The organism is Enterococcus sp. DIV1059_2 (assembly GCF_051713685.1).
GTDB lineage: Bacteria > Bacillota > Bacilli > Lactobacillales > Enterococcaceae > Enterococcus_D > Enterococcus_D casseliflavus.
In genome coordinates this window covers 496,075-516,271 of the sequence record NZ_JBIOQK010000001.1, presented here as the reverse complement: position 1 = coordinate 516,271, position 20,197 = coordinate 496,075, and the positions used below count along the sequence as shown (strand labels likewise).

The following is a 20,197-nucleotide window of genomic DNA, read 5'->3' as shown; positions in this document are numbered from 1 at the left end:
CAAAAAAATGTAACTGGTTCCAGCGATTTTTTACTATTTTTTTACTTAAAATTGAGAAACGTAACAGTTTCCATTTCTTTATTTTACTAAATAAAGTAAAATAACAAATAAAAGGAGCTGTTTACATGAGAAACTTCCAAGAAGCATTAAGTAAGAACCCTCTTCGAACCAAAACCGATCTAGAAGAGGCCCTTGTTGATCTGGTCACTCCCGTATACGAATGTATGGCACGACAAGGAACTCCCGGGAGGGTCCACCTAGGAAATTCAGGAGCAGTGTACACCCAGGAAAAGAGTGACGTCGAAGGCTTTTTACGGACACTCTGGGGATTGGGCCCATTGTTCAGCCAAGAAGAAGCGTGCCTTCGTTACCCAAAACTTTTTCAACAAGCCAATGCCGGGATCGTTGCAGGCACCACCCCGATCTCTCAGGAGTACTGGGGAAAACTGCATGACTACGACCAATTGTTTGTGGAAATGGGTGCCCTTGCTAGCTATTTGATTTTTACCAAACCCGTCTTTTGGGATCTCCTCACACCAAGAGAGCAAACAAATCTCTTTGATTGGCTCAATCAGATCAATCAGCACACCATCCCTAAAACCAATTGGCTCTTCTTTCGGATTTTAGTTAATACCTTCTTTGAAATGGCAGCATTGCCTTTTTTAGAAACGACCCTTTTGGCTGATCAAGAAGAGATCGAGAGGTATTACTTAGCAGACGGCTGGTATTTTGATGGCTATGAAAACCAAATCGACTATTATATTCCTTTTGGGATGCAATACTACGGACTCCTTTACAGTGTTCTTACTTGTCGTTCCCAATGCCCTTATCAGTTTAGCTATCGTCAAAGAGCCGCTACGTTTGCGCAATCCTTTAAGCAGTGGTTCACGAAAACCGGTGCGGCATTGCCTTTTGGTCGTAGTCTAACGTATCGGTTTGCGCAATCAAGTTTCTTTGCTGTCGGTGCTTTCGCCGATATAGAATATGAAGGCTTCACAAAAAATGAAGGAAAATATTTACTGTTACAAAACATGCGTTACTGGTTTCGCCAACCAATCTTTACGCAAGAAGGCTTTTTAAGTATTGGCTATGCTTACCCCAACCTAAATATGGCTGAAGGCTATAACGCACCAGGATCGCCTTATTGGGCTTTCAAAAATTTCTGTGTATTGGCCATCCCAGCGGATGCTGAATTTTGGACGCTTGAGGAGCAGGTGCCAACCTTTGCCACACCGGTGCGCAATCCGCATAGTCGGATGCTTTTGGTGCATAACCAAGAAGGCACAGAATTGCAAGCTTTCACTGCGGGGCAACATTCCCACGAACATGCTCACGGCAATGCCAAATACGAAAAGTTTGTCTATTCGACAACGTTTGGGTTTAGCGTACCGAAAGCAACCGTTTTATTGAAACAAGGTGCCTATGATAATACATTGGCGATCTCAGAGGGGCAGACGGATTTTAAAACAGCTTTTGGTTACGAAGCCTTTGCGATTGAAGATGACTACGTCTATAGTCGCTGGCGCCCCTACGAGCAGGTCGTCATCGAAACCTTTGTGATTCCGATGTATCCTTGGCATCTGCGTTACCATCGGATTCAAACGGATCGAAGGTTGCAACTGGTCAATGGCAGCTTTGCAGCACCAGCTGATGGTGCTGCGCTTTCTAGCAAAGAAGGCACCTTTTATCAAAGCTCGGTTGGCTGTGTCGGTATCAAAAGCTTCCCGACGCATCAAGAAGGTACCCTCTTGATGCCAGAACCCAACACGAATCTACTTTATAGTCGAACAGTCATCCCTCAAATAAGCAAAACCGTTCTCGCTGAACAACAGGAATGGCTCGTTGCGTGTTTAGGCAATGCCTTTTCTGATCAGATTCCATCTTTTGATGTCACTATCACAGCGGACAAAGTAGCAATGAGCCAAGGGGATCAGAAAAAAACCATTCAGCTTAGCTACTAGCAAAAAATTACTGGCAAATGCTAGTAGAAAAGCTACCGAAAACACCTTTCTGATTTACGGGATTGAAGAATGTCCCCCCCAGAAGTTCGATTTCAGTCTAAGGTTTCAGCGTCGGTACCTTCTGATCTCTCCGTTTCTATTGGCAAAAAGCAAAAAAATACTTGTACCACAAAACGGTGCTTCACGTATTGTGAAGTGCCGTTTTTTTGGTACAAGTGATTCATGTTTTGATCGACGATCAGTGCTTATTTCCCGAAAAGCTTTTGGAGAAATCCTTTTTTCTCAGAGACTTCCTTTGTTTCAGTCACCTGAAGCGGTCCAGTTTCCTTCACGACTTGCTGAAAGCCACGATTGTCTTGCAGCAACAGACCGTTTAGTTCCAGGATCCCAGACAGACTGCCAATCATCCGCCGCACTTCTCCCGCACTTTTGCCGAAAAAGCGCTGGTCGTCATTTGCTTCGGCTTCTTCCAAAATAACCAGCAGCTGTTGGATGCTTTGATTTTGTTCACCTAAGACGTACGACAACTGGTCAACTTCCGCTGCTGTAGTTGCCGCTGACGGTACTAAATCTGTTACGAGCTTTAAGCTATCTAAATAATCCTTTAAGTCAAAAATGAACGTTTGTGCCGCTTCATTATTCATTAATTGGCTTTGACTCAATTTTCTTTGTAGCGCTTCCAATTCACTTGAACGTTTAGAAAGTTCGCTTACGATCGTTTCTGTATCCATATGCCACCTCCTAATGACATTGTCCCGTTTTCTCTTTCATCCGTCAAGAATTCGTCGGACTTTTTTCTGCGTTTTTACCGATCAGACCTGCCTATTGCTCCTGTTGGTACTTTGTCGGTGCGCAGCCATAGCGCTTCGCAAAGAGCCGATTAAAATGGTTGATGTTTTGGAACCCTGATTGAAACGCCGCCTCTCGAATCGTCAGCGTTTCGTTGCTGCGTAAATAAAAAAACTTTTGAAACCGAGCTTGCAATAAATCTTCTTTGGGCGTGGTATGAAAAAATTGTTGATAGAGCTTATAGAATTGGCTTTTACCGATGGAAAGCTCTCGGCTAAACTGGTAAAAATTCCATTGCTGTTCGCAATTGACTAACATTTTCAACCGCATCGCCTGAAACAGTTGATAGTGTTCGTTTTGTGGTTGCGGGATGCTTTCTTCAAAATTGCGTTCAAGTAAGACCAATAGATTTGTCATATACGCCGCGATCAATTCTTCCGTGTGCCGTTGTGGCAACAAGGATTCATGATTGATCTTTTGGATCAATTTGTTGATTTGTTGAATATTTTTCGGCTGGAACAGTTGGTTACAAGGGATCGCATAGGTTTCTTCGATCACCTGATCCGTTTGAAACTCAACAAAGCTATTAAAAAAATCTTCTTTGCCACGATAATCTTGATAGACGGTTGGAGGAAAAAGAATGCAGCTACCTTTTTCACTAGTTTCTTGATGACCATCTTCAAAAGTGAAAACCATTGGAGACAACGTCAACACGAAAAGATAATGCTTTAAGCCAGAGGGGCGATAAATATGATCGGAAACAGCATTGTGCATTTGAAATCCTGAATAGGTTACGTTCAACTTCTCACTCCTTCCTACTTGCCTTTAGTATAAAGAAAACGGACAAAACGTCAATAGAATAAGACAGAATGTAGTGTTTATTTTCATGGACTATCGCTACAATGAAAGAAAAGAAAAGGGTTGCAAAATTGAAGAAAACTACGATGTATTTAGACAAACACTTTATTTTGGCACCAGTCGACGAACGGATCTACGGCTCTTTTGTGGAGCACTTAGGGCGCTGTGTGTACGAAGGGATCTATCAACCAGAAAGTCCTTTTGCCGATGAGCAAGGCTTTCGTCAAGATGTCGCTGCCTTGATCAAGCAGTTGAATGTGCCGATCGTCCGTTACCCAGGAGGCAATTTCGTCTCTGGGTATAAATGGGAAGATAGCGTCGGCCCTAAAGAGCAACGGCCAGCAAAAATCGATTTGGCCTGGCGGGTAATCGAAAGCAATCAGTTCGGCTTAAACGAATTTATGGATTGGACCAAACAAGTCAATACGGCACCGATGATGGCGATCAATCTTGGGACACGAGGAATCGAAGCAGCGAAAAACTTGATCGAATACACCAATTTAAAAGGCGGCAGCTATTATAGTGACCTCCGTCGTGCCCATGGGGTGGCCGATCCTCATGACATCAAACTTTGGTGTCTAGGCAATGAAATGGACGGTCCTTGGCAAGAAGGACATAAGACAGCCGATGAATATGGCCGGCTCGCAGAAGAAGCTGGCAAAGCGATGCGTTTGGTGGACCCAACGATCGAAACCGTCGCTTGTGGTAGTTCTTCTCTCACGATGCCGACCTTTGGCATGTGGGAAGATACAGTATTAAGTCATTGTTACGATCAAGTCGACTACATTTCCATGCACCAATATTATGGCAACCGTAACGGCGATAGCCAAGATTATCTAGCAAGCAATGTCGCAATGGATCAGTTCATCAGTCAAGTCGCAGCAATCTGTGATGCAGTGAAAGCCAAACGCCGAAGCAAGAAGACGATCAATATTTCCTTCGACGAATGGAACGTCTGGTATCACTCAAATGAACAGGATCAAAAAATTGAACCTTGGAGTCAACACCCACCACAATTAGAAGACGTCTATCACTTTGAAGATGCGTTACTCGTCGCAAGCATGATGATCACGATGCTTCATCACGCAGATCGCGTTAAAATCGCCTGCATGGCACAGCTGGTCAACGTGATCGCACCGATCATGACTTCCGATACTGCCGCTTGGAAACAAACGATTTTTTATCCCTATGAAATGATCAGCAACTATGGTCGCGGTCACGTGTTGCATAGTATTCTTCGAGGGGCTGATTTCGATAGCAGCCACGGAAAAGCTTCTTATGTGGATGCCATTGCGATCGAAAACGAAGATGACTATCTGACCTTTTTCTTAGTAAATAAGGATTTGCAGGATGCCAATGAATTCACTTGCGACTTGCGTCAATATGATTCATTGCAAATCGCTACCCATCAAGTCTTGCACCACCCAGACTTGCATGCCGTCAATACCGAAGCAACCCCGAACAACGTTGTGCCCGTCAATGGAAAAACAGCGGAATTGAATGACGGCATTTTGCGTGTCGTCTTGGAAAAACAAAGCTTCCAGATGCTACGCTTGAAGAAAAACGTCAGCAAGTAACGAGCGTATCTGTTTTAGCCAAAAAAAGCAACAGCCTTGGTGACATCCTGAAAAAACGAGACTTTTACGGAGTGGAGAAATCCACTCCTTTTTTATGATCCCCCCTGTTCACTTGCTATTTTTCGCATTCTTAACTGATCTGGGCAAAAAGGCGGCAACTGCCAGCTTGTTTTTCAAAAAAAGAGACGACAAAAGAACACCCTGCGGCAGCTAAGATACTGCAGGGTGTTCTTGATTCATTGTTTAGCCGTTATAGGCATCAACGATGATTTGTTTCAATTCAGAGATTAGAGGTTCTTTTGGATTTGCTGTTGTACATTGGTCTTCATAAGCCAATTCAGCCATGCGATCAACTGTTGTATCTAGTGTTTGTTGAGTGACGCCTTGCGCTTTCAAGCTCATGTCGATACCAACAGATTGTCCTAATTCGTAAACAGCTGTTGCCAATGCTTCAACCAATTCAGCCGTTGTTTTGCCTTTAAGACCCAAGAATTTCGCAATGTCTGCGTAATCTGTATCGGCACGGAAGAAGTCATATTTAGGGAACATTGCATGTTTTTGTGGGTCTTTGGCATTGTAACGGATGATGTGCGGTAAAAGAATCGCATTTGTACGTCCGTGAGGAATACCATATTCACCACCGATTTTGTGAGCTACTGAGTGACAAATACCTAGGAATGCATTGGCGAAGGCCATACCTGCCATTGTTGAGGCATTATGCATTTTTTCGCGAGATTCCATATCAGGTGTTTTCACTGATTTTTCTAAGTAGTCAAAGACTAACTTGATTGCTTGTAAGCTCAATCCACGAGTGTAATCAGATGCCATTACTGACACATAAGATTCGATCGCATGAGTCAAAACGTCCATTCCAGTGTCTGCTGTAACAGAAGCAGGTACTGACATTACGAATTGAGGGTCAACGATTGCTACATCTGGTGTCAATGCGTAATCAGCTAATGGGTACTTCACGTGTGTTTCACTGTCAGTGATAACCGCAAATGGTGTTACTTCAGAACCAGTACCAGACGTTGTTGGGATACAAACGAATTGCGTTTTTTCTGGTTTGTCGATCTTGTATGTCCGTTTACGGATATCTAAGAATTTTTGTTTCGCGCCGAAGAATGAAGTATCTGGGTGCTCATAGAACATCCACATGCCTTTGGCAGCATCCATTGCTGATCCACCACCAAGGGCGATCACTGTATCTGGTTTGAAATCAACCATCATTTTTGTTCCAGCGTAAACGGTGTTTGTTGATGGGTTTGGTTCTACGTCAGAGAAGACTTCGATTTTCACGTCATTTTTACGACGAGCAAGTACTTCACGAACCGTATCGCAATAGCCGAATTGAACCATACCAGGGTCACAAACGATCATGACACGTTCAACGTTTTCCATTTTCTCCAAGTACATTAGAGAGTTCTTTTCAAAGAAGATTTTTGGTGGCAATTTAAACCATTGCATATTATTTCTCCGTTTCGCTACAGTTTTCACGTTGATCAAGTTCACAGCAGAAACATTTCGTGATACAGAGTTTTTCCCGTATGAACCACAACCAAGTGTCAATGATGGAATCATTTCGTTGTAGATATTTCCGATACCACCTTCTGCAGATGGTGTATTAACTAAGATACGGCAAGCTTTCATGCGTAGGCCGAATGCTAATTGCAAGTCTTCGTTTTCAGTGTGGATCACCGCTGTATGGCCTAATCCGCCTAAATCAAGCATTGCTTCACATTTTTCGAACGCGTCTTCTGTGTTGTTTGCTTTGATCATTGCTAAAACTGGAGAAAGTTTTTCTCTTGATAGTGGGTAATCAGCACCGACACCGTCAAGTTCAGCGATCAATAATTTTGTTCCTTCTGGTACGTTGATGCCTGCTAATTTCGCGATTTCCATTGCTGAATGTCCAACGATTGCTGGATTTACGGCATATTTCCCTTCGTTCATCACGGCATCTTCAAGTTTTTGTAATTCTTTTGCTTTTACAACATAGACTTGATGTGCTTCAAATTCTGCTTTCACAGAGGCATAGACTTCTTTATCAACGATCACTGCTTGTTCAGAGGCACAGATCATTCCGTTATCAAAAGTTTTTGATACGATCAAGTCATTGACTGCTCGTTTCACTTTCGCTGTTTTTTCGATATAAGCAGGTACGTTCCCTGGTCCAACACCTAATGCAGGTTTACCAGTTGAGTATGCTGCTTTGACCATGCCAGCGCCACCAGTTGCTAATACGATCGCAATTCCTGGGTGGTTCATCAATAAGCCAGTCGCTTCGATTGATGGATGCTCGATCCATTGCACACAGTTTTCAGGTGCCCCAGCAGCGATGGCTGCATCACGAACGATACGTGCAGCTTCTGCTGAACATTTTTGTGCAGATGGGTGGAAAGCAAAAACGATCGGGTTACGTGTTTTCAAAGCGATCATTGCTTTAAAGATCGTTGTAGATGTTGGGTTAGTTGTTGGTGTTACCCCACAAACGACACCAACTGGTTCAGCGATTTCAATCAAGCCTTTTTGTTTGTCTTCATTGATCACGCCGACTGTTTTGTCATGTTTGATACTGTTCCAAATATATTCTGAAGCGTACATGTTTTTGATCGCTTTATCTTCATAGATACCACGGCCAGTTTCTTCTACTGCCATTTTAGCTAAAGGCATGTGTTTGTCTAGAGCTGCCATTGCCATTTCATGAACAATGTGGTCCACTTTTTCTTGATCAAAGCTTTCCATTTCTTTTAACGCCACATTTGCCTTCGTTGCTAAATCGTCGATCATTGCTTGTACGTCGATTGTCACTTCTTTTTCCAATGTCTTAGCCATTGTATGTCCTCCTAGTTTTTAAACATGTTTTGTTTGTTAACTACTTCACATACAGATCATACAACATCTTTTTTCGTTTGTAAATAGTTTTTGTGATTTTTTTCACAGTTTTATAAAACTCCCATTAAATTAAGCGTTTTCATCGTTTTTCACTGCAATATTCCTTGAAAAAACTGTCCTAGGCAGTAAGAAAAATTAATGTGTTATATTGAACAATATCTAAATTATTTATAAAGATTCGTGAACATGTGGCTTACTTAAAACGGACCATTCCGTAATCCGCTGCCCTTTCTCAATGAATTGTTTTTTACGTCCGTACTCACAAGCCTTCAACACTAGCGGTGAGGCATTGGCGGCGTGAAATTGTTCCAGCGGCAAAAAGCCACAGCCTAACGAATCTTGTCCATCAAACTGCGGGGCATGTGAAATTGGTGCTCCTGCTGTTTCTTCGATTTGATAAAAAACACAGATATGATTGTTCATTGTTGTCTCTTTGTATCGCCAAGGATAGAGAAAATTAATTGTTCCTAATTGATGATAGCTAGTGACGGTCATGCCGGTTTCTTCTTTAAATTCTCGGCACAGCGTGTCTTCCAGCAATTCACCTGCCTCCATGCTGCCGCCTGGTAAATCATAGCGGTTTTGATAAGGTCCCGCCTTCTTTTTGATGACGGCCAAGCAGTTGCCTTGAAACAAAATTCCATATACTCCAAATGCGGTATGGTACAACCGAATCCCTCCTAACTTGTATCTATTCTACGTAAATCAAAACAAATCATCAACAGGCTTAATCGATTTATGTCTTACATCGAACATGCTTGGCTTGATTCATAAAAAAAACGACCAGCCATCGCTGATCGTCTTTCTCTTTAAAATAAATCCTCTTGGTCTGCTTCTGTTAGAGGCTTCCCGTGGGCAAGCTGGGAAACAACGTGCGCCATCTTTTTGTAGGAATCATTCAATCCGATTCCGCCTTTTTTCGGCATCTTCAAGATATAGATATCTTTGGCATAGATTGCCACTGCTGGGTTTTCCTCTGACATCGCTGCAGCCCCTGGAATTCCTTGTGCATTGAATACTTTCGTCAATCCTGCTGCCATTTCGCCAAAATTAGGATAATGCATCGCAGGTCCGCAAAGAACGGCATCGGCGTCAAATTTTTTAGCAAACCCCACAAATTTTTTATTCACTTCTTCTTGATGCTCGTGATAATATTGGTCACCACAATAAAGCGTTGCAACGATTTGTGCGTCTTGCTCTTGAAAAAGTGGATTCAAGGTTCGACCTGGCCCAAGGGCAGCTTTTTTGCCGCTTGGCGGCAACTGAGCATTTTCATCACTTCCCATCCCTGCAGTGACATGATTGAGAATCAAAATTATTTTTTTCATGAGCGGTGCCTCTTTTCTTATAGATCATCAAAATCGAAATCATCAAAATTGATTTCCTCTTCTTCTTGTTCAACAGTATCCGCTTCTTCTTTTAGATATTGATTATCTAAGACTTTGATAAACGGATAATAAATAGCCATTCCCAAGAGGATCAACAAGACTTGTAACACGGACGCTTGCCAACCACTGACTAAGAAACCAGAAATAATCGGTGGCGTGGTCCATGGCAGTTGAATTCCATTGGTATAGTTGACTAACCCAAGATCCATACAGAAGTAAGAGATAATAATATTGATCGTTGGCACTAAAGCAAAAGGAATCAGCAGAACTGGATTCAAGACGATCGGTAACCCAAAGATGATGGGTTCATTGATCCCGAAAATACCTGGAATCAACGATAACTGTGATAGTTTTTTGACCCGTTGGCTTTTACAGACTAAGATCATGACTAAAATCAAAGATAATGTCGAACCGCCCCCACCAAAGGTCGCGAACATGTCTTGAAATTGACCGGTGATGATGTTAGGAATTTCTGCGCCATTCTTGAAAGCATCTAAATTTTCAATAGATAATGCTCGTAAGATAGGGTTGAAGACAGCGCCGACCACACTGGAACCATTGATCCCAAAGAACCAGAAAAAATGCAAAAATAGGTAGGCTATGATCATGGCACCTAAAGTATTTCCTAAACTTAACAACGGTGTCTGTAAGAACTTAAAGAGGATCTCTTGGAGATTGCCATAAGACGTCAAGTTGGCTAACCAGTTGACGATCATAAAGACCGTCACGATCACAAAGCTGGGAATCAACGCCTCAAAGGATTTCACCACAGTTGGGGGAACACCGTCAGGCATTTTGATCGTCCACCCTTTGCGTAATAACGCAACGAACATTCTGGTGGAAATCAAGGCAACAACCATCCCTAAGAACAAACCGCTAGAACCCATCCATCGTAATGGCAGGCTGCCAACTTCATATACTTCCGTAGAGCCTTCTGGTGTGAAAACGGTCGTAAATGGTGTCACGATAAAAAAAGAAACGAGTGAAATAATGGCTGCTTGCATGGCATCAACTTTAAACTGTTTTGCCAAACTATACCCGATCCCACCAACGGCTAAAATCGTCATAATGTCAAAGCTGGCTGTTGCTGGCATATTCAACATCGTTGCCCAGTTGTCTCCCAGCAAACTGCTCATCATCTCGTTCCAATTTGGAATCGGAAAATTGGTCAAGACTAAAAAGAGTGAACCCACGATCAACAACGGTGTGGATAATAAGAAACCATCACGAATCGCAATCAAGTATTTGTTTTCACCGATCGTCTTTGCCATCGGTGTTAACACTTTTTCTAACCAGTTTAAAAATTTCTGCATTTTTCTTCCTCCCATCTGCGTGCTATCTGGCAGATAACACGTAGTCCCCTGTTACTCCAACACTTTTATTACTTTGCTTTGGCTTTTTTGATCAAGCTTAAGGCATCTTTCAACGCTCGTTCGCCATCCATCATGCCGTATGCTTCTGTCGCGATCGTGCCGACTGGAATCCCCATTGGCTCAAAAGTTGCTTTCATTTTGCTATCTAAGTGTCGTACTTGTGGACCTAACAAAATAGCGACTGGTTTTTCTTGTTCGACTTTTTCTTCTGCATGGATCGCAGGGAATGCTTCGATCGTCAAAGGCATGTTGTGCTTTTTGACGACTTCCATCATTTTATTGACCATGATACTCGTTGACATTCCAGCTTCACAAAACAAATAGATTTTTTTCGTTGCCATATCCATTCCTCCAATGTTTGTTTTTCTCAATCGCGGTTGTTAGACCGGCGCTTTGATTCGTTTTTCATACGCCTCCAACCATTCTTTCGTGATGGGTTCGATCACGGTTGTCTGCTCAGGTCCTGGTGTTGCCATAAAAATAGCAGGCTCTTGATTGGTGGTTGCGACACTAAAGGTAAATTCTACATTGGTTGCCACCCCCCAGCGACCCTGTTTATCTAAGGCGATCAGCGAGAAGGCGCCGGCTTTGCCGTAGCGCTTCTTCAATCGCGCTTCAAAGTCGTAAACGGCTTGATCACATGCTTCTTGCGGTGCTAGCCCTTCTCCCATCAAACGAACGATTTCGTAGGAAAGGCAGCCTTTCATCAAGTCTTCCCCTAACCCTGTGGCAGCGGCACCGCCGATTTCACTATCCACATAAAAACCAGATCCAGACAAAGGTGAATCGCCAACACGACCGCTTTTTTTCATAAATAAACCAGAACTAGAGGTTCCTGCTGCCATGCTTTGGTGTTCATCCAGCGCAACTACTCCCACTGTATCGTGGCCGTCATAGGGATCGAGGTTGTTGGCAGCGATCTCTGCTTTGCGCTTTTCCCAAATGGTTTTGGCTCGCGGTGTCAGCATCTCTTTGGGCTGGAATCCTTCGGCAAGCGCATAAGCGACCGCTCCTTGGCCGATCCGAAAACTATTGAATTTCTCCTCACTTAGGCTGCGTGCCACGGAAATAGGATTTTCCACATCGACGATCCCAGCGACGGCACCAATTTTGAAGGTATCACCATCCATGAAGGCAGCGTCCATTTCCAACACGCCTTCTTCGTTAGGCAGTCCGCCATACCCCACCGATTTATAAAATGGATAATCTTCCACTGCTTTAATGGCTGTTTCTACTGCATCTTGGCAGGAGCCTTGTTGTTCTAATATTGCTTTAGCAGCGAGCACGCCATCGTGTGCCATCCGCCATGTAGCAATCATTCCCCACATAAATATCCCTCCATTTTTCATAGCGCTTTCAAGTATATTCTATATGGTATATACTACTATGTCTATACTAAAAAAAGAGTTTCTCAAAAAAATTGGAAAAACTCTTCTTCGTTCGTGTCTTCGCTTATTTTGTCAGTGCTTGTAAGCTGCGCAAATAAATTTCAAGATTCGTCCGTAGATCGGCAACCGCCATGTACTCATCTTGGTTATGAGCGATCCCTTTTTGCCCTGGAAAAGACGGACCAAAAGCAAGGATGTTTGGCATCTTGCGGGCGTAGGTTGCTCCTGTAGTCGTCACGGGGGTTGGATCATTGCCCGTTACTTGGTGATAGATCGTCGATAGCTTTTGGATTTCGGGAACATCTTTTGATCGGCAGAACCCTGGAATGCTGCGAAGGATCGTAAGGCTTGCCCCTTTTGGCAATGCCTTTTGCACCCCAGCGAGCACTTGTTCCTCCGTTACCGATACAGGATAGCGAAAGGCCACTTCTAACGCTAGTCCACTGGCGGATTTTTGGAGAACCACAGGGGTCAAGATCAATTTTCCTGAGTCGGCATCTTCTAGTACTAAATCAAGGCCTTCGCCATAGTGCTGCTGGTGAAAACTTTGGGTGATCCACTGCAAAGCTGCTTGCAATGACGGTGTCTCCGCTAGTCGCGGTGCCGCTTGCTGCGCAAGTTTTGTAATGGCATTTTCCCCTAGCTCAGGGGCATTGCTAGGGGAGCGTTTGCCTAGTGCTTCAAAGGACTGGCTGCCTACGGTTACCGATAGGTGGTCTGGCACATGATCGCGGAATTGATCGCCAGAAAACGCAGCTAACAGCTGCTGTTCTTGGACGGGCAATGGAAAATCAAGTTGCACATTGACGACACCCCGTTCGCCGTAAACCACTGGATACTTGCAGTCTGGCGTAAAACCAAAACGCGGTGGCTGCTCAACCGCTAGATAATGCGGGATATCCGACATGCCGCTTTCTTCATCTGTACCGAAAATGATCCGCAGCGGTAATTGCGGTTGATGACCAAGGTCTTTCAATAATTTCATGGCAAACAAACAGCTGATGATCGGGCCTTTGTTATCTAAGATCCCTCGGCCATAAAAGTTGCCGTCTTTTTCAGTTAGTGCAAACGGTGGGTAGCTCCAGCCAGAACCTGCCGAGACGACATCCAAGTGTCCTAACACACCGATATAGTCGGTATCCGTTGGTCCCCAATGGACATAGCCGATCGCATCATCGATGACCGTTGTTTGAAACCCGTATGCTGCGCTTTTTTCCATGACGTATGCTAACACTTCTCGTGGTCCTGTGCCATAAGGCGCATGAGGCGCCGGCTCACCTTTGACGCTTGCGATCTGCATCACCTCGCTCAAAAGCGTGAGAAATTCTGACCAATTGGCTTCAATACTTGCTGTGAGTGGATCCATTGTCTTCACCTCTAGAGGATTGATTTTATTTTTGACGCACTAATGTATTTTTGAAGGTATATTTGTCTGCTCGGTAATAGGATGTATCGTATAAGATCGGTTTGGCTGATGCGGAATAGGTCATCGAATGGACCAAAAGCATCGGTTCCTCTTGAGGCACCTGTAAAAGTTTCGCAATATCGGCCGGACTTTTCACAGCTTCCACCTCTTGATGGGAATAACCAATCTCGATGTTGGCTTCAATGACTTGATACAAAGACGACTCTAATTGAGCTTTCGTGAGTTCTGCGGTGTCTTCTTGCAGATAGCGTTTCAGTACGTAAAGATTTTCCACCGTCATCGGCTCATCATCAAAGTAGCGCAAGCGCACCAAATAAACGATTGGTTCCTTGGCGTAATCGCCAAACAGCTGACCAATCTCTATCGGGAGCTCTTTGACGGTTTCGATATGCAAAACTTCCGTACGGGTCTTTTTCCCTTGGATTTTGGCGGTCTCGGTAAAACTTTGGAGCCCGCCAGAGCCGCTTTGGATCTTGGGCTGTTTCATGACATAGGTTCCTTTGCCTTTTTCTTTCACTAACAAATTCTGGCCAATCAATAGATCGATGGCTTTGCGCACCGTTAAACGGCTGCACTGAAATTCCTCTGCTAAATCATAATCGGAAGGAAGCTTTTGGCTCGTCACGTACGTACCTTCATGAACCCGTTGCGCAATCTGCTGGGCAACTTCTTGAAATACTGCTTGTTTTTTCAACGTCTCTCCTACTTTCTTTCACTTTGCTACCATTCATAAAACGATCGATTGGCACTGACGCCAGAAGAAACACTGACAAACGCTTGTTCATCGATTCCTTGGATCATGCCTTCGACAGTCTTGAGTTCTCTATGGGAAATGACAAGTAATAATAGTTTTTTCTGTTGATGATCAAATCCACCTTCGACATCGTTGATGACCGTGATGCCTCGCTGCATGGCACATTGCAACGTCGTAATGACGGGTTCTGCTTTTTCTGTAACGACCAGCAGCTGCACACGCCGCTGCTTCAGGTTGACGTAGTCGACCATCCGCCCACTGATGAAGAAGGAAATGGCACTATAAAAAGCATAAGGCCAGCCAAAGATCAGCCCAGCTGCTAGCTGCAAACTGACATTGAAGCCGATAAAGAAACTGCCGATACTTCTACCAGTGGCTTTTTTCACTAAAATCCCTAAAATGTCAAGCCCACCCGTTGAAAAATCGTCGTTCAATGTCAAGCCCACCGACACCCCGTGCAGCAATCCGCCAAACACGGCACAGATCACCGGATCGGTCGTTAAAGCAATGACCGGTACCACCTTCATCATAACAGAAGACAGGACGACGGTACAAACCGTCATGATGGTAAATTCTCGATCGATTTTGACCCAAGCAACCGCTAACAATGGCGCATTAAAAAAAAGCACCAAAAGCGGGATCGAAAGCTGCAGATTCAACTGCTCATCTAAAAGCTGCGACAACAATTGCGACAAACCAGTGATCCCAGTCGCATAAATATTTCCCGGCAGCCAAAAGAGATTTAGGGCAATCGACGACAGCAATGCATAGATCAAAGCAACAAGCATTCGTTTTCTATAACGTGCCATGTTTTTCCTCCTCCACTTCGCTTTTAGTATATATCATTAAGTATATACTGTCACGCAGAAAAAGCAGGCGAAATGAGGGGAAAAACAGGAACGAAGCAATGTAAAAACACGCCAAAATCAAGGAGTAAAACGTTGGTATCAAAGGTTTTTTAAGATTTTTTTAAAGCGAGTAAATCACTTGAAATTCGCTAAAAAATGAATAAAATAAAAAGTGTAAAAACAAAAGAATAAAGAAAGGATGATTCTTATGACACATGAGATTGTGCCACGCCGCTCAGATTCATACAGTATGACACCTTTTGATTTCTTTGAAGATTTTGGCCGCAGTTTTTTTGATGGATTTAAATCGAACCTGATCAAAACCGATATTCACGAGAATGACAAGGAATTTCTCGTTGAAGCAGAACTGCCTGGCATCCCTAAAGAAAATATTCAAGTAACCTATGAAAATGGGGTTTTAACGATTACGGGACAACACCAGACGGATCATGCGACCGAAGATGAAAAAGGACGTCTGGTTCGCAGCGAGCGCAGCTTGACAAGCGTTCGGCGGCAATACCTGTTAGAAAACGTCAAAGAGGATGAAATCAAAGCCTCTTACGCTGAAGGAATTTTGAAATTGACGTTGCCAAAAGACCAAGGCAAACAAGCGTCAAAGAAACTGATTCCGATCGAGTAACGAAGGCAATCAAAGCACCGCAGCAAAACGAGCGATCTCTGTTTTGCTGCGGTGCTTGTTTTACTTTAGAAACTGTCCGACTACTAAAAAAATGCACCATCGCTTCTGAGAAAGCGACGGTGCGTTTGTGCTTATTCTTTGGTTTCGTCTTGGATGCTCGTTGCGTCTTCGACATCAGCTGGTTCGATTTGTGTCTCAACGGATGCAACAGTTCCGGGTTTCACTGTGCGGATCGCTGAACGATCAAACTCTAAGAAAATTCCTTCACAGTCGATGATCACGGTACTTTTTTCTGTGTTGACTTCAGAAAGAACGCCGTGGAGTCCGCCGATGGTTACGACTTCATCGCCAGCTTTCATATTTTCTAAAAGATTTTTACGCTCTTGCTGTTGTTTCTTTTGTGAACGACTCATAAAGAACCACATTGCCACTAAAGCAACCAGCATAAAGAGCATTGGTAAAGATTGTGCCATTTTTTTCACCTCGATTTATTTTCTTTCCTATAAGATACTTTATCAGAATTCCTCTATTATTCCCACCATTTTAGTAGAGAATGTTAGAAATTCCTCGCATTTTCCTTGTTGAACCCATACTCTTCAATAAAATGCTCACGGAACTCCAACAAGTTGTCATCCATGATGGCTTGACGGACATTTTTCATCAGATTCAATAAGAAGTAGACATTGTGGTAAGACGTCAAACGCATACCAAAGGTTTCATCACATTTGATCAAGTGGCGGATGTACGCACGAGAATAGTTTTTACATGTATAGCAATCACACTTCTCGTCAATTGGTCGAAAGTCACGGGCATATTGCGCATTTTTTACGACTAAACGACCTTTTGAAGTCATACAGGTACCGTTTCTTGCGATCCGTGTTGGTAAAACGCAGTCGAACATATCGACACCGCGAATCACGCCATCGATCAAGGAGTCAGCTGCCCCAACGCCCATCAGGTAACGTGGTTTGTTTTCTGGAATCCAAGGAGTTGTAAATTCCAACACGCGATTCATTTCCGCTTTTGGTTCGCCAACTGACAGGCCGCCGATGGAATACCCTGGGAAGTCCATACTGATCAAGTCTTGGGCACTTTGCTTGCGCAAGTCTTCAAATCCTGCACCTTGAATGATCCCAAACAAGCCTTGACGATCTGGATTGGCATGGGCTTTCAAGCCACGCTCCGCCCAGCGAGACGTCCGTTCCACCGATTTTTTGACGTAGTCATAGCTTTCATCAAATGGCGGACACTCATCAAAACTCATCATGATATCTGACCCTAATTTGTTTTGGATATCAATCGCTTTTTCAGGAGATAAAAACATTTTCGACCCATTCAAATGGTTTTTGAAATGGACACCTTCTTCGACGATGTTGCGCATTTCGGCTAATGAAAAGACTTGGAAACCACCTGAATCTGTTAAGATCGGTTGATCCCAATTCATAAATTTATGTAAGCCGCCTGCTTCTGCAACAATGTCTTCTCCTGGACGTAACCACAAGTGATAGGTATTGCTTAAAATGACGCCTGCACCCATTTCTTTCAATTCTTCAGGGGCAAGGGTTTTGACCGTTGCTAATGTGCCGACTGGCATGAACATTGGCGTTGGAAAGGTTCCGTGAGGCGTGATCAGTTCGCCTAAACGGGCACCGGTATGCTTTTCTTTCTTTATCAGACGATAACGAATGGCTGGTTCCGTCATTCATTTCCCTACTTTCTCTCTATACTCGATTAACTGTGCAACGCTATCTATGATAAGGGTTGCCCTTACATTTTGCAAGGAAGTTTAAAGAAACTAAGAGTATTTTCTCCTAGTCATGCGAAACATCTATTACTTTTTTTTGAAGATTTAGCGAAAGTTTGCTATCATGTTATTTATATTGAAGGGAGGTTTTTTGAAATGAAATCAAATAGAGAACTAAAAGCAGAAGCAAAAGCAATCCTGAGAGGCCGCTGGAAAGACAGTGTTTTGATGTGTATTGTACCGACTTTGATCTCGATCGCTATCGCATTCGTCATTATCGTCCTTACTGTTATTCCATTGTATCAAAGCGGTATGTTCAATGATCTTGGTTCTACCGGTGCAGTCAATTCCGCTGGCGGCAGTGGTGGCAGTGGCGGCGGCGGTTTGATCAGCGGTCTATTTTCTGCCTTATTCGGTGCTGGGATCTCTTGGACTTTCCTTGATCTTTTACGCGGTAAAAAACAGTCGATCCAACCCTTTTCTGATGTCTTTCGTGGCTTCAGTGGTGCTTTCGTGTTAGGGATCATCGTCATTTATATTTTGTCGACTATCTTCACGACGTTGTGGACATTCCTGTTTATCATTCCTGGGATCATCAAAGCTTATTCTTATTCTCAAGCATATTTTGTCTTTTATGATACTTATGAAGAAACGGGCATGCGACCAGATTTTCTCAGCTGCATCACAGGTAGCCGTCATTTAATGAGAGGCTACAAAGGGCAACTGTTCATCCTTGATCTGAGCTTCATTGGCTGGCACATTTTGGCCATCATGACTGCAGGAATCGGCTACTTATGGTTGACGCCATACATCAGTGCAACCAAAGCAGCGTTTTATGACAATCTGCCTAAACGAGCACTTGCTTAAAAGATCGGTTCGCCGGTCTTTTTTTTTGAGGAAAACGACCTTTTTCTTTTGCAAACGCTTCCGTTTCGTGTTATAGTATACGTGTAAGGAAGGTAGCAACTCTGTTGGTGGTTTTCGTAAATATCGCAAACTCAATCTACTAAAAGTTGTTGAACGTACAAGTTTCACCTAGTACCAAACGTGTAAAGTAACAAGAAGAAAAACGTAACAAGGATCGAACATTTCCATATCGAAAAATGATACGTCTCATTTTGTATCGGAATACACGAAACATGTGTAAGTTTGTAAATGAAAACAAATTTTCGAGAAACATTGCTTTGCATGGACCACAAAAAGCGACCACCACTTATACCTTCCTCTAGTAGTAAGCTGGGCGACAAAAAAGCAGTTCTAAAAGTTGAGAAATTGTTTCAACTTAAAGAGCCGCTTACGTCGCTCAGTTTTTTTGTTTATTTTAAGAACATCGCATCGCCAAAGCTAAAGAAGCGATACCGCTCATCGATGGCATGCTGGTAGGCAGAAAGTGTTAGGTCGCGTCCTGCAAAGGCACTGACTAACATCACTAAGGTTGATTTTGGTAAATGGAAGTTGGTAGAAAAAGCTTCCACGATTTTAAACTGATAGCCTGGCGTGATAAAAATACTCGTCCACCCACTATCGGCTTTGATTTGCCCATCAAACTTAGTCCCAATGGTTTCTAACGTACGGATCGAAGTCGTTCCGACTGCAACGATCTTGCCGCCATTTGCCCGAACCTCGTTCAATTGAGCGGCAGCTTCTTCTGTCAAACGGTAAAATTCGCTGTGCATCTCATGATCAGCGATATTATCGACACTGACTGGACGAAACGTTCCTAAACCAACGTGCAAAGTCAGATAAACCAGCTTGACGCCTTTTGCTGCGATCTGCTCTAACAATTCTGGGGTAAAATGCAAGCCGGCAGTCGGTGCAGCAGCTGAGCCGTTTTCTTTGGCATAAACCGTTTGATAGCGGTCTGGGTCTTCTAGCCGTTCTTTGATATAAGGCGGTAACGGCATTTCGCCAAGTGATTCCAGAATCTCTAAAAAGATCCCTTTGTATTGAAAACGAATGATCCGGCCGCCGTGATCGAGCTCTTCTTCCACCACTGCCTCTAATCGTCCGTCGCCAAAGGTGATCTTCGTGCCGACTTTGGCTCTTTTGGCTGGCTTGATCAAGGTTTCCCACGTATCCCCTTCAATATTGTTCAGTAAAAGGATTTCCAAATGGGCACCTGTTTCTTGTTTTTCGCCATAGATACGAGCTGGTAATACCCGTGTATCATTCATCACCAAAGCATCCCCTGGTGCCAATTCATCAATGATGTTAAAGAAGTGCTTGTCCTCAAATTTGCCAGTCTCACGGTCAACCACTAATAAACGGGAACTTGAGCGATCGCTTAATGGCGTTTGGGCGATCAGTTCTTCCGGTAATTCAAAATCAAAATCTTCAGTTGTAAGCATGTTGTTCCTCTCTTTCCCTAAATTCTTCTCTATTCTAGCATGTTTTTATAAAAATTGAAAAAACAGCTTTTTATTCTGCCCTTTCTTAGAAAAAAATAAAGAGACTGCTGCCAAGGCCTTCTGCAAAAAAGCCCCCTTTTTCCCAATGAAAAATAACGGGGAATCTTCGACGTTTCTTTTCTCTATGCATCGCTCCTTAATTTGGACT

General features: G+C 43.5%; 18 protein-coding genes. 4 read left to right on the top strand and 14 right to left on the bottom strand.

Annotation, left to right across the window (positions count from 1 at the left end):
- Positions 1–125: 125 nt before the first annotated feature.
- Positions 126–1,961 carry a DUF2264 domain-containing protein gene (locus tag IGI72_RS02435; RefSeq protein WP_438752924.1) on the top strand — a complete coding sequence of 612 codons (1,836 nt, stop codon included), beginning with the start codon at positions 126–128 and terminating at the stop codon, positions 1,959–1,961.
- 245 nt (positions 1,962–2,206) lie between these two features.
- Here the strand turns inward: IGI72_RS02435 and IGI72_RS02430 are convergent, their stop codons facing one another.
- Both IGI72_RS02430 and IGI72_RS02425 read right to left on the bottom strand, forming a co-directional pair.
- The gene (locus IGI72_RS02430; RefSeq protein ID WP_142965039.1) at positions 2,207–2,692 is read right to left on the bottom strand and encodes a hypothetical protein; all 486 of its coding nucleotides are present in this window, start codon (positions 2,690–2,692) and stop codon (positions 2,207–2,209) included.
- Positions 2,693–2,783: 91 nt separating this feature from the next.
- A complete protein-coding gene (locus IGI72_RS02425) occupies positions 2,784–3,551 on the bottom strand; it encodes a helix-turn-helix domain-containing protein (protein WP_438752921.1) in 768 nt (255 codons plus the stop codon).
- 101 nt (positions 3,552–3,652) lie between these two features.
- Between IGI72_RS02425 and arfA the strand changes: the two genes are divergently transcribed.
- The gene (gene arfA / locus IGI72_RS02420; RefSeq protein WP_438752919.1) at positions 3,653–5,185 is read left to right on the top strand and encodes an arabinosylfuranosidase ArfA; all 1,533 of its coding nucleotides are present in this window, start codon (positions 3,653–3,655) and stop codon (positions 5,183–5,185) included.
- Between the two features lie 243 nt (positions 5,186–5,428).
- Here the strand turns inward: arfA and adhE are convergent, their stop codons facing one another.
- The 9 genes from adhE to IGI72_RS02375 all read right to left on the bottom strand — a co-directional run bounded on the left by adhE (position 5,429) and on the right by IGI72_RS02375 (position 15,218).
- A complete protein-coding gene (gene adhE / locus IGI72_RS02415) occupies positions 5,429–8,020 on the bottom strand; it encodes a bifunctional acetaldehyde-CoA/alcohol dehydrogenase (protein ID WP_010748754.1) in 2,592 nt (863 codons plus the stop codon).
- Positions 8,021–8,248: 228 nt separating this feature from the next.
- Complete coding sequence (locus IGI72_RS02410; protein ID WP_438752917.1) at positions 8,249–8,749, bottom strand: NUDIX hydrolase; 501 nt, start codon at positions 8,747–8,749, stop codon at positions 8,249–8,251.
- 140 nt (positions 8,750–8,889) lie between these two features.
- Entirely contained in the window at positions 8,890–9,408 is a 519-nt protein-coding gene (locus IGI72_RS02405; protein WP_005232156.1) for a GrdB-related putative oxidoreductase, read from the bottom strand.
- A 17-nt stretch (positions 9,409–9,425) separates the two neighbouring features.
- Entirely contained in the window at positions 9,426–10,781 is a 1,356-nt protein-coding gene (gene celB / locus IGI72_RS02400) for a PTS cellobiose transporter subunit IIC (RefSeq protein ID WP_438752915.1), read from the bottom strand.
- A 68-nt stretch (positions 10,782–10,849) separates the two neighbouring features.
- Complete coding sequence (locus tag IGI72_RS02395; RefSeq protein WP_005227348.1) at positions 10,850–11,182, bottom strand: PTS sugar transporter subunit IIB; 333 nt, start codon at positions 11,180–11,182, stop codon at positions 10,850–10,852.
- 39 nt (positions 11,183–11,221) lie between these two features.
- On the bottom strand, positions 11,222–12,169 hold the full coding sequence (locus IGI72_RS02390) for a N(4)-(beta-N-acetylglucosaminyl)-L-asparaginase (RefSeq protein WP_015508904.1): 948 nt from the start codon (positions 12,167–12,169) through the stop codon (positions 11,222–11,224).
- A 124-nt stretch (positions 12,170–12,293) separates the two neighbouring features.
- A complete protein-coding gene (locus tag IGI72_RS02385; protein WP_438752910.1) occupies positions 12,294–13,595 on the bottom strand; it encodes a Sapep family Mn(2+)-dependent dipeptidase in 1,302 nt (433 codons plus the stop codon).
- 25 nt (positions 13,596–13,620) lie between these two features.
- Entirely contained in the window at positions 13,621–14,349 is a 729-nt protein-coding gene (locus IGI72_RS02380; RefSeq protein WP_016609636.1) for a GntR family transcriptional regulator, LSA1692 subfamily, read from the bottom strand.
- 26 nt (positions 14,350–14,375) lie between these two features.
- On the bottom strand, positions 14,376–15,218 hold the full coding sequence (locus tag IGI72_RS02375) for a YitT family protein (protein ID WP_438752906.1): 843 nt from the start codon (positions 15,216–15,218) through the stop codon (positions 14,376–14,378).
- 247 nt (positions 15,219–15,465) lie between these two features.
- Between IGI72_RS02375 and IGI72_RS02370 the strand changes: the two genes are divergently transcribed.
- Entirely contained in the window at positions 15,466–15,897 is a 432-nt protein-coding gene (locus IGI72_RS02370; protein WP_060792622.1) for an Hsp20/alpha crystallin family protein, read from the top strand.
- Positions 15,898–16,028: 131 nt separating this feature from the next.
- Here the strand turns inward: IGI72_RS02370 and yajC are convergent, their stop codons facing one another.
- Both yajC and tgt read right to left on the bottom strand, forming a co-directional pair.
- Positions 16,029–16,370 (bottom strand): preprotein translocase subunit YajC, encoded by a 342-nt coding sequence (gene yajC / locus IGI72_RS02365; protein ID WP_005232170.1) that lies wholly within the window; start codon positions 16,368–16,370, stop codon positions 16,029–16,031.
- An 83-nt stretch (positions 16,371–16,453) separates the two neighbouring features.
- Positions 16,454–17,599 carry a tRNA guanosine(34) transglycosylase Tgt gene (tgt, locus tag IGI72_RS02360; protein ID WP_005227333.1) on the bottom strand — a complete coding sequence of 382 codons (1,146 nt, stop codon included), beginning with the start codon at positions 17,597–17,599 and terminating at the stop codon, positions 16,454–16,456.
- Positions 17,600–17,797: 198 nt separating this feature from the next.
- Here tgt and IGI72_RS02355 point away from each other — a divergent pair, with 198 nt between their 5' ends.
- Positions 17,798–18,508 carry a DUF975 family protein gene (locus IGI72_RS02355; RefSeq protein WP_434231146.1) on the top strand — a complete coding sequence of 237 codons (711 nt, stop codon included), beginning with the start codon at positions 17,798–17,800 and terminating at the stop codon, positions 18,506–18,508.
- Between the two features lie 449 nt (positions 18,509–18,957).
- On the opposite strand, the gene queA is transcribed toward IGI72_RS02355, so the two are convergent.
- On the bottom strand, positions 18,958–19,989 hold the full coding sequence (gene queA / locus IGI72_RS02350; protein ID WP_213355733.1) for a tRNA preQ1(34) S-adenosylmethionine ribosyltransferase-isomerase QueA: 1,032 nt from the start codon (positions 19,987–19,989) through the stop codon (positions 18,958–18,960).
- Positions 19,990–20,197: the final 208 nt, after the last annotated feature.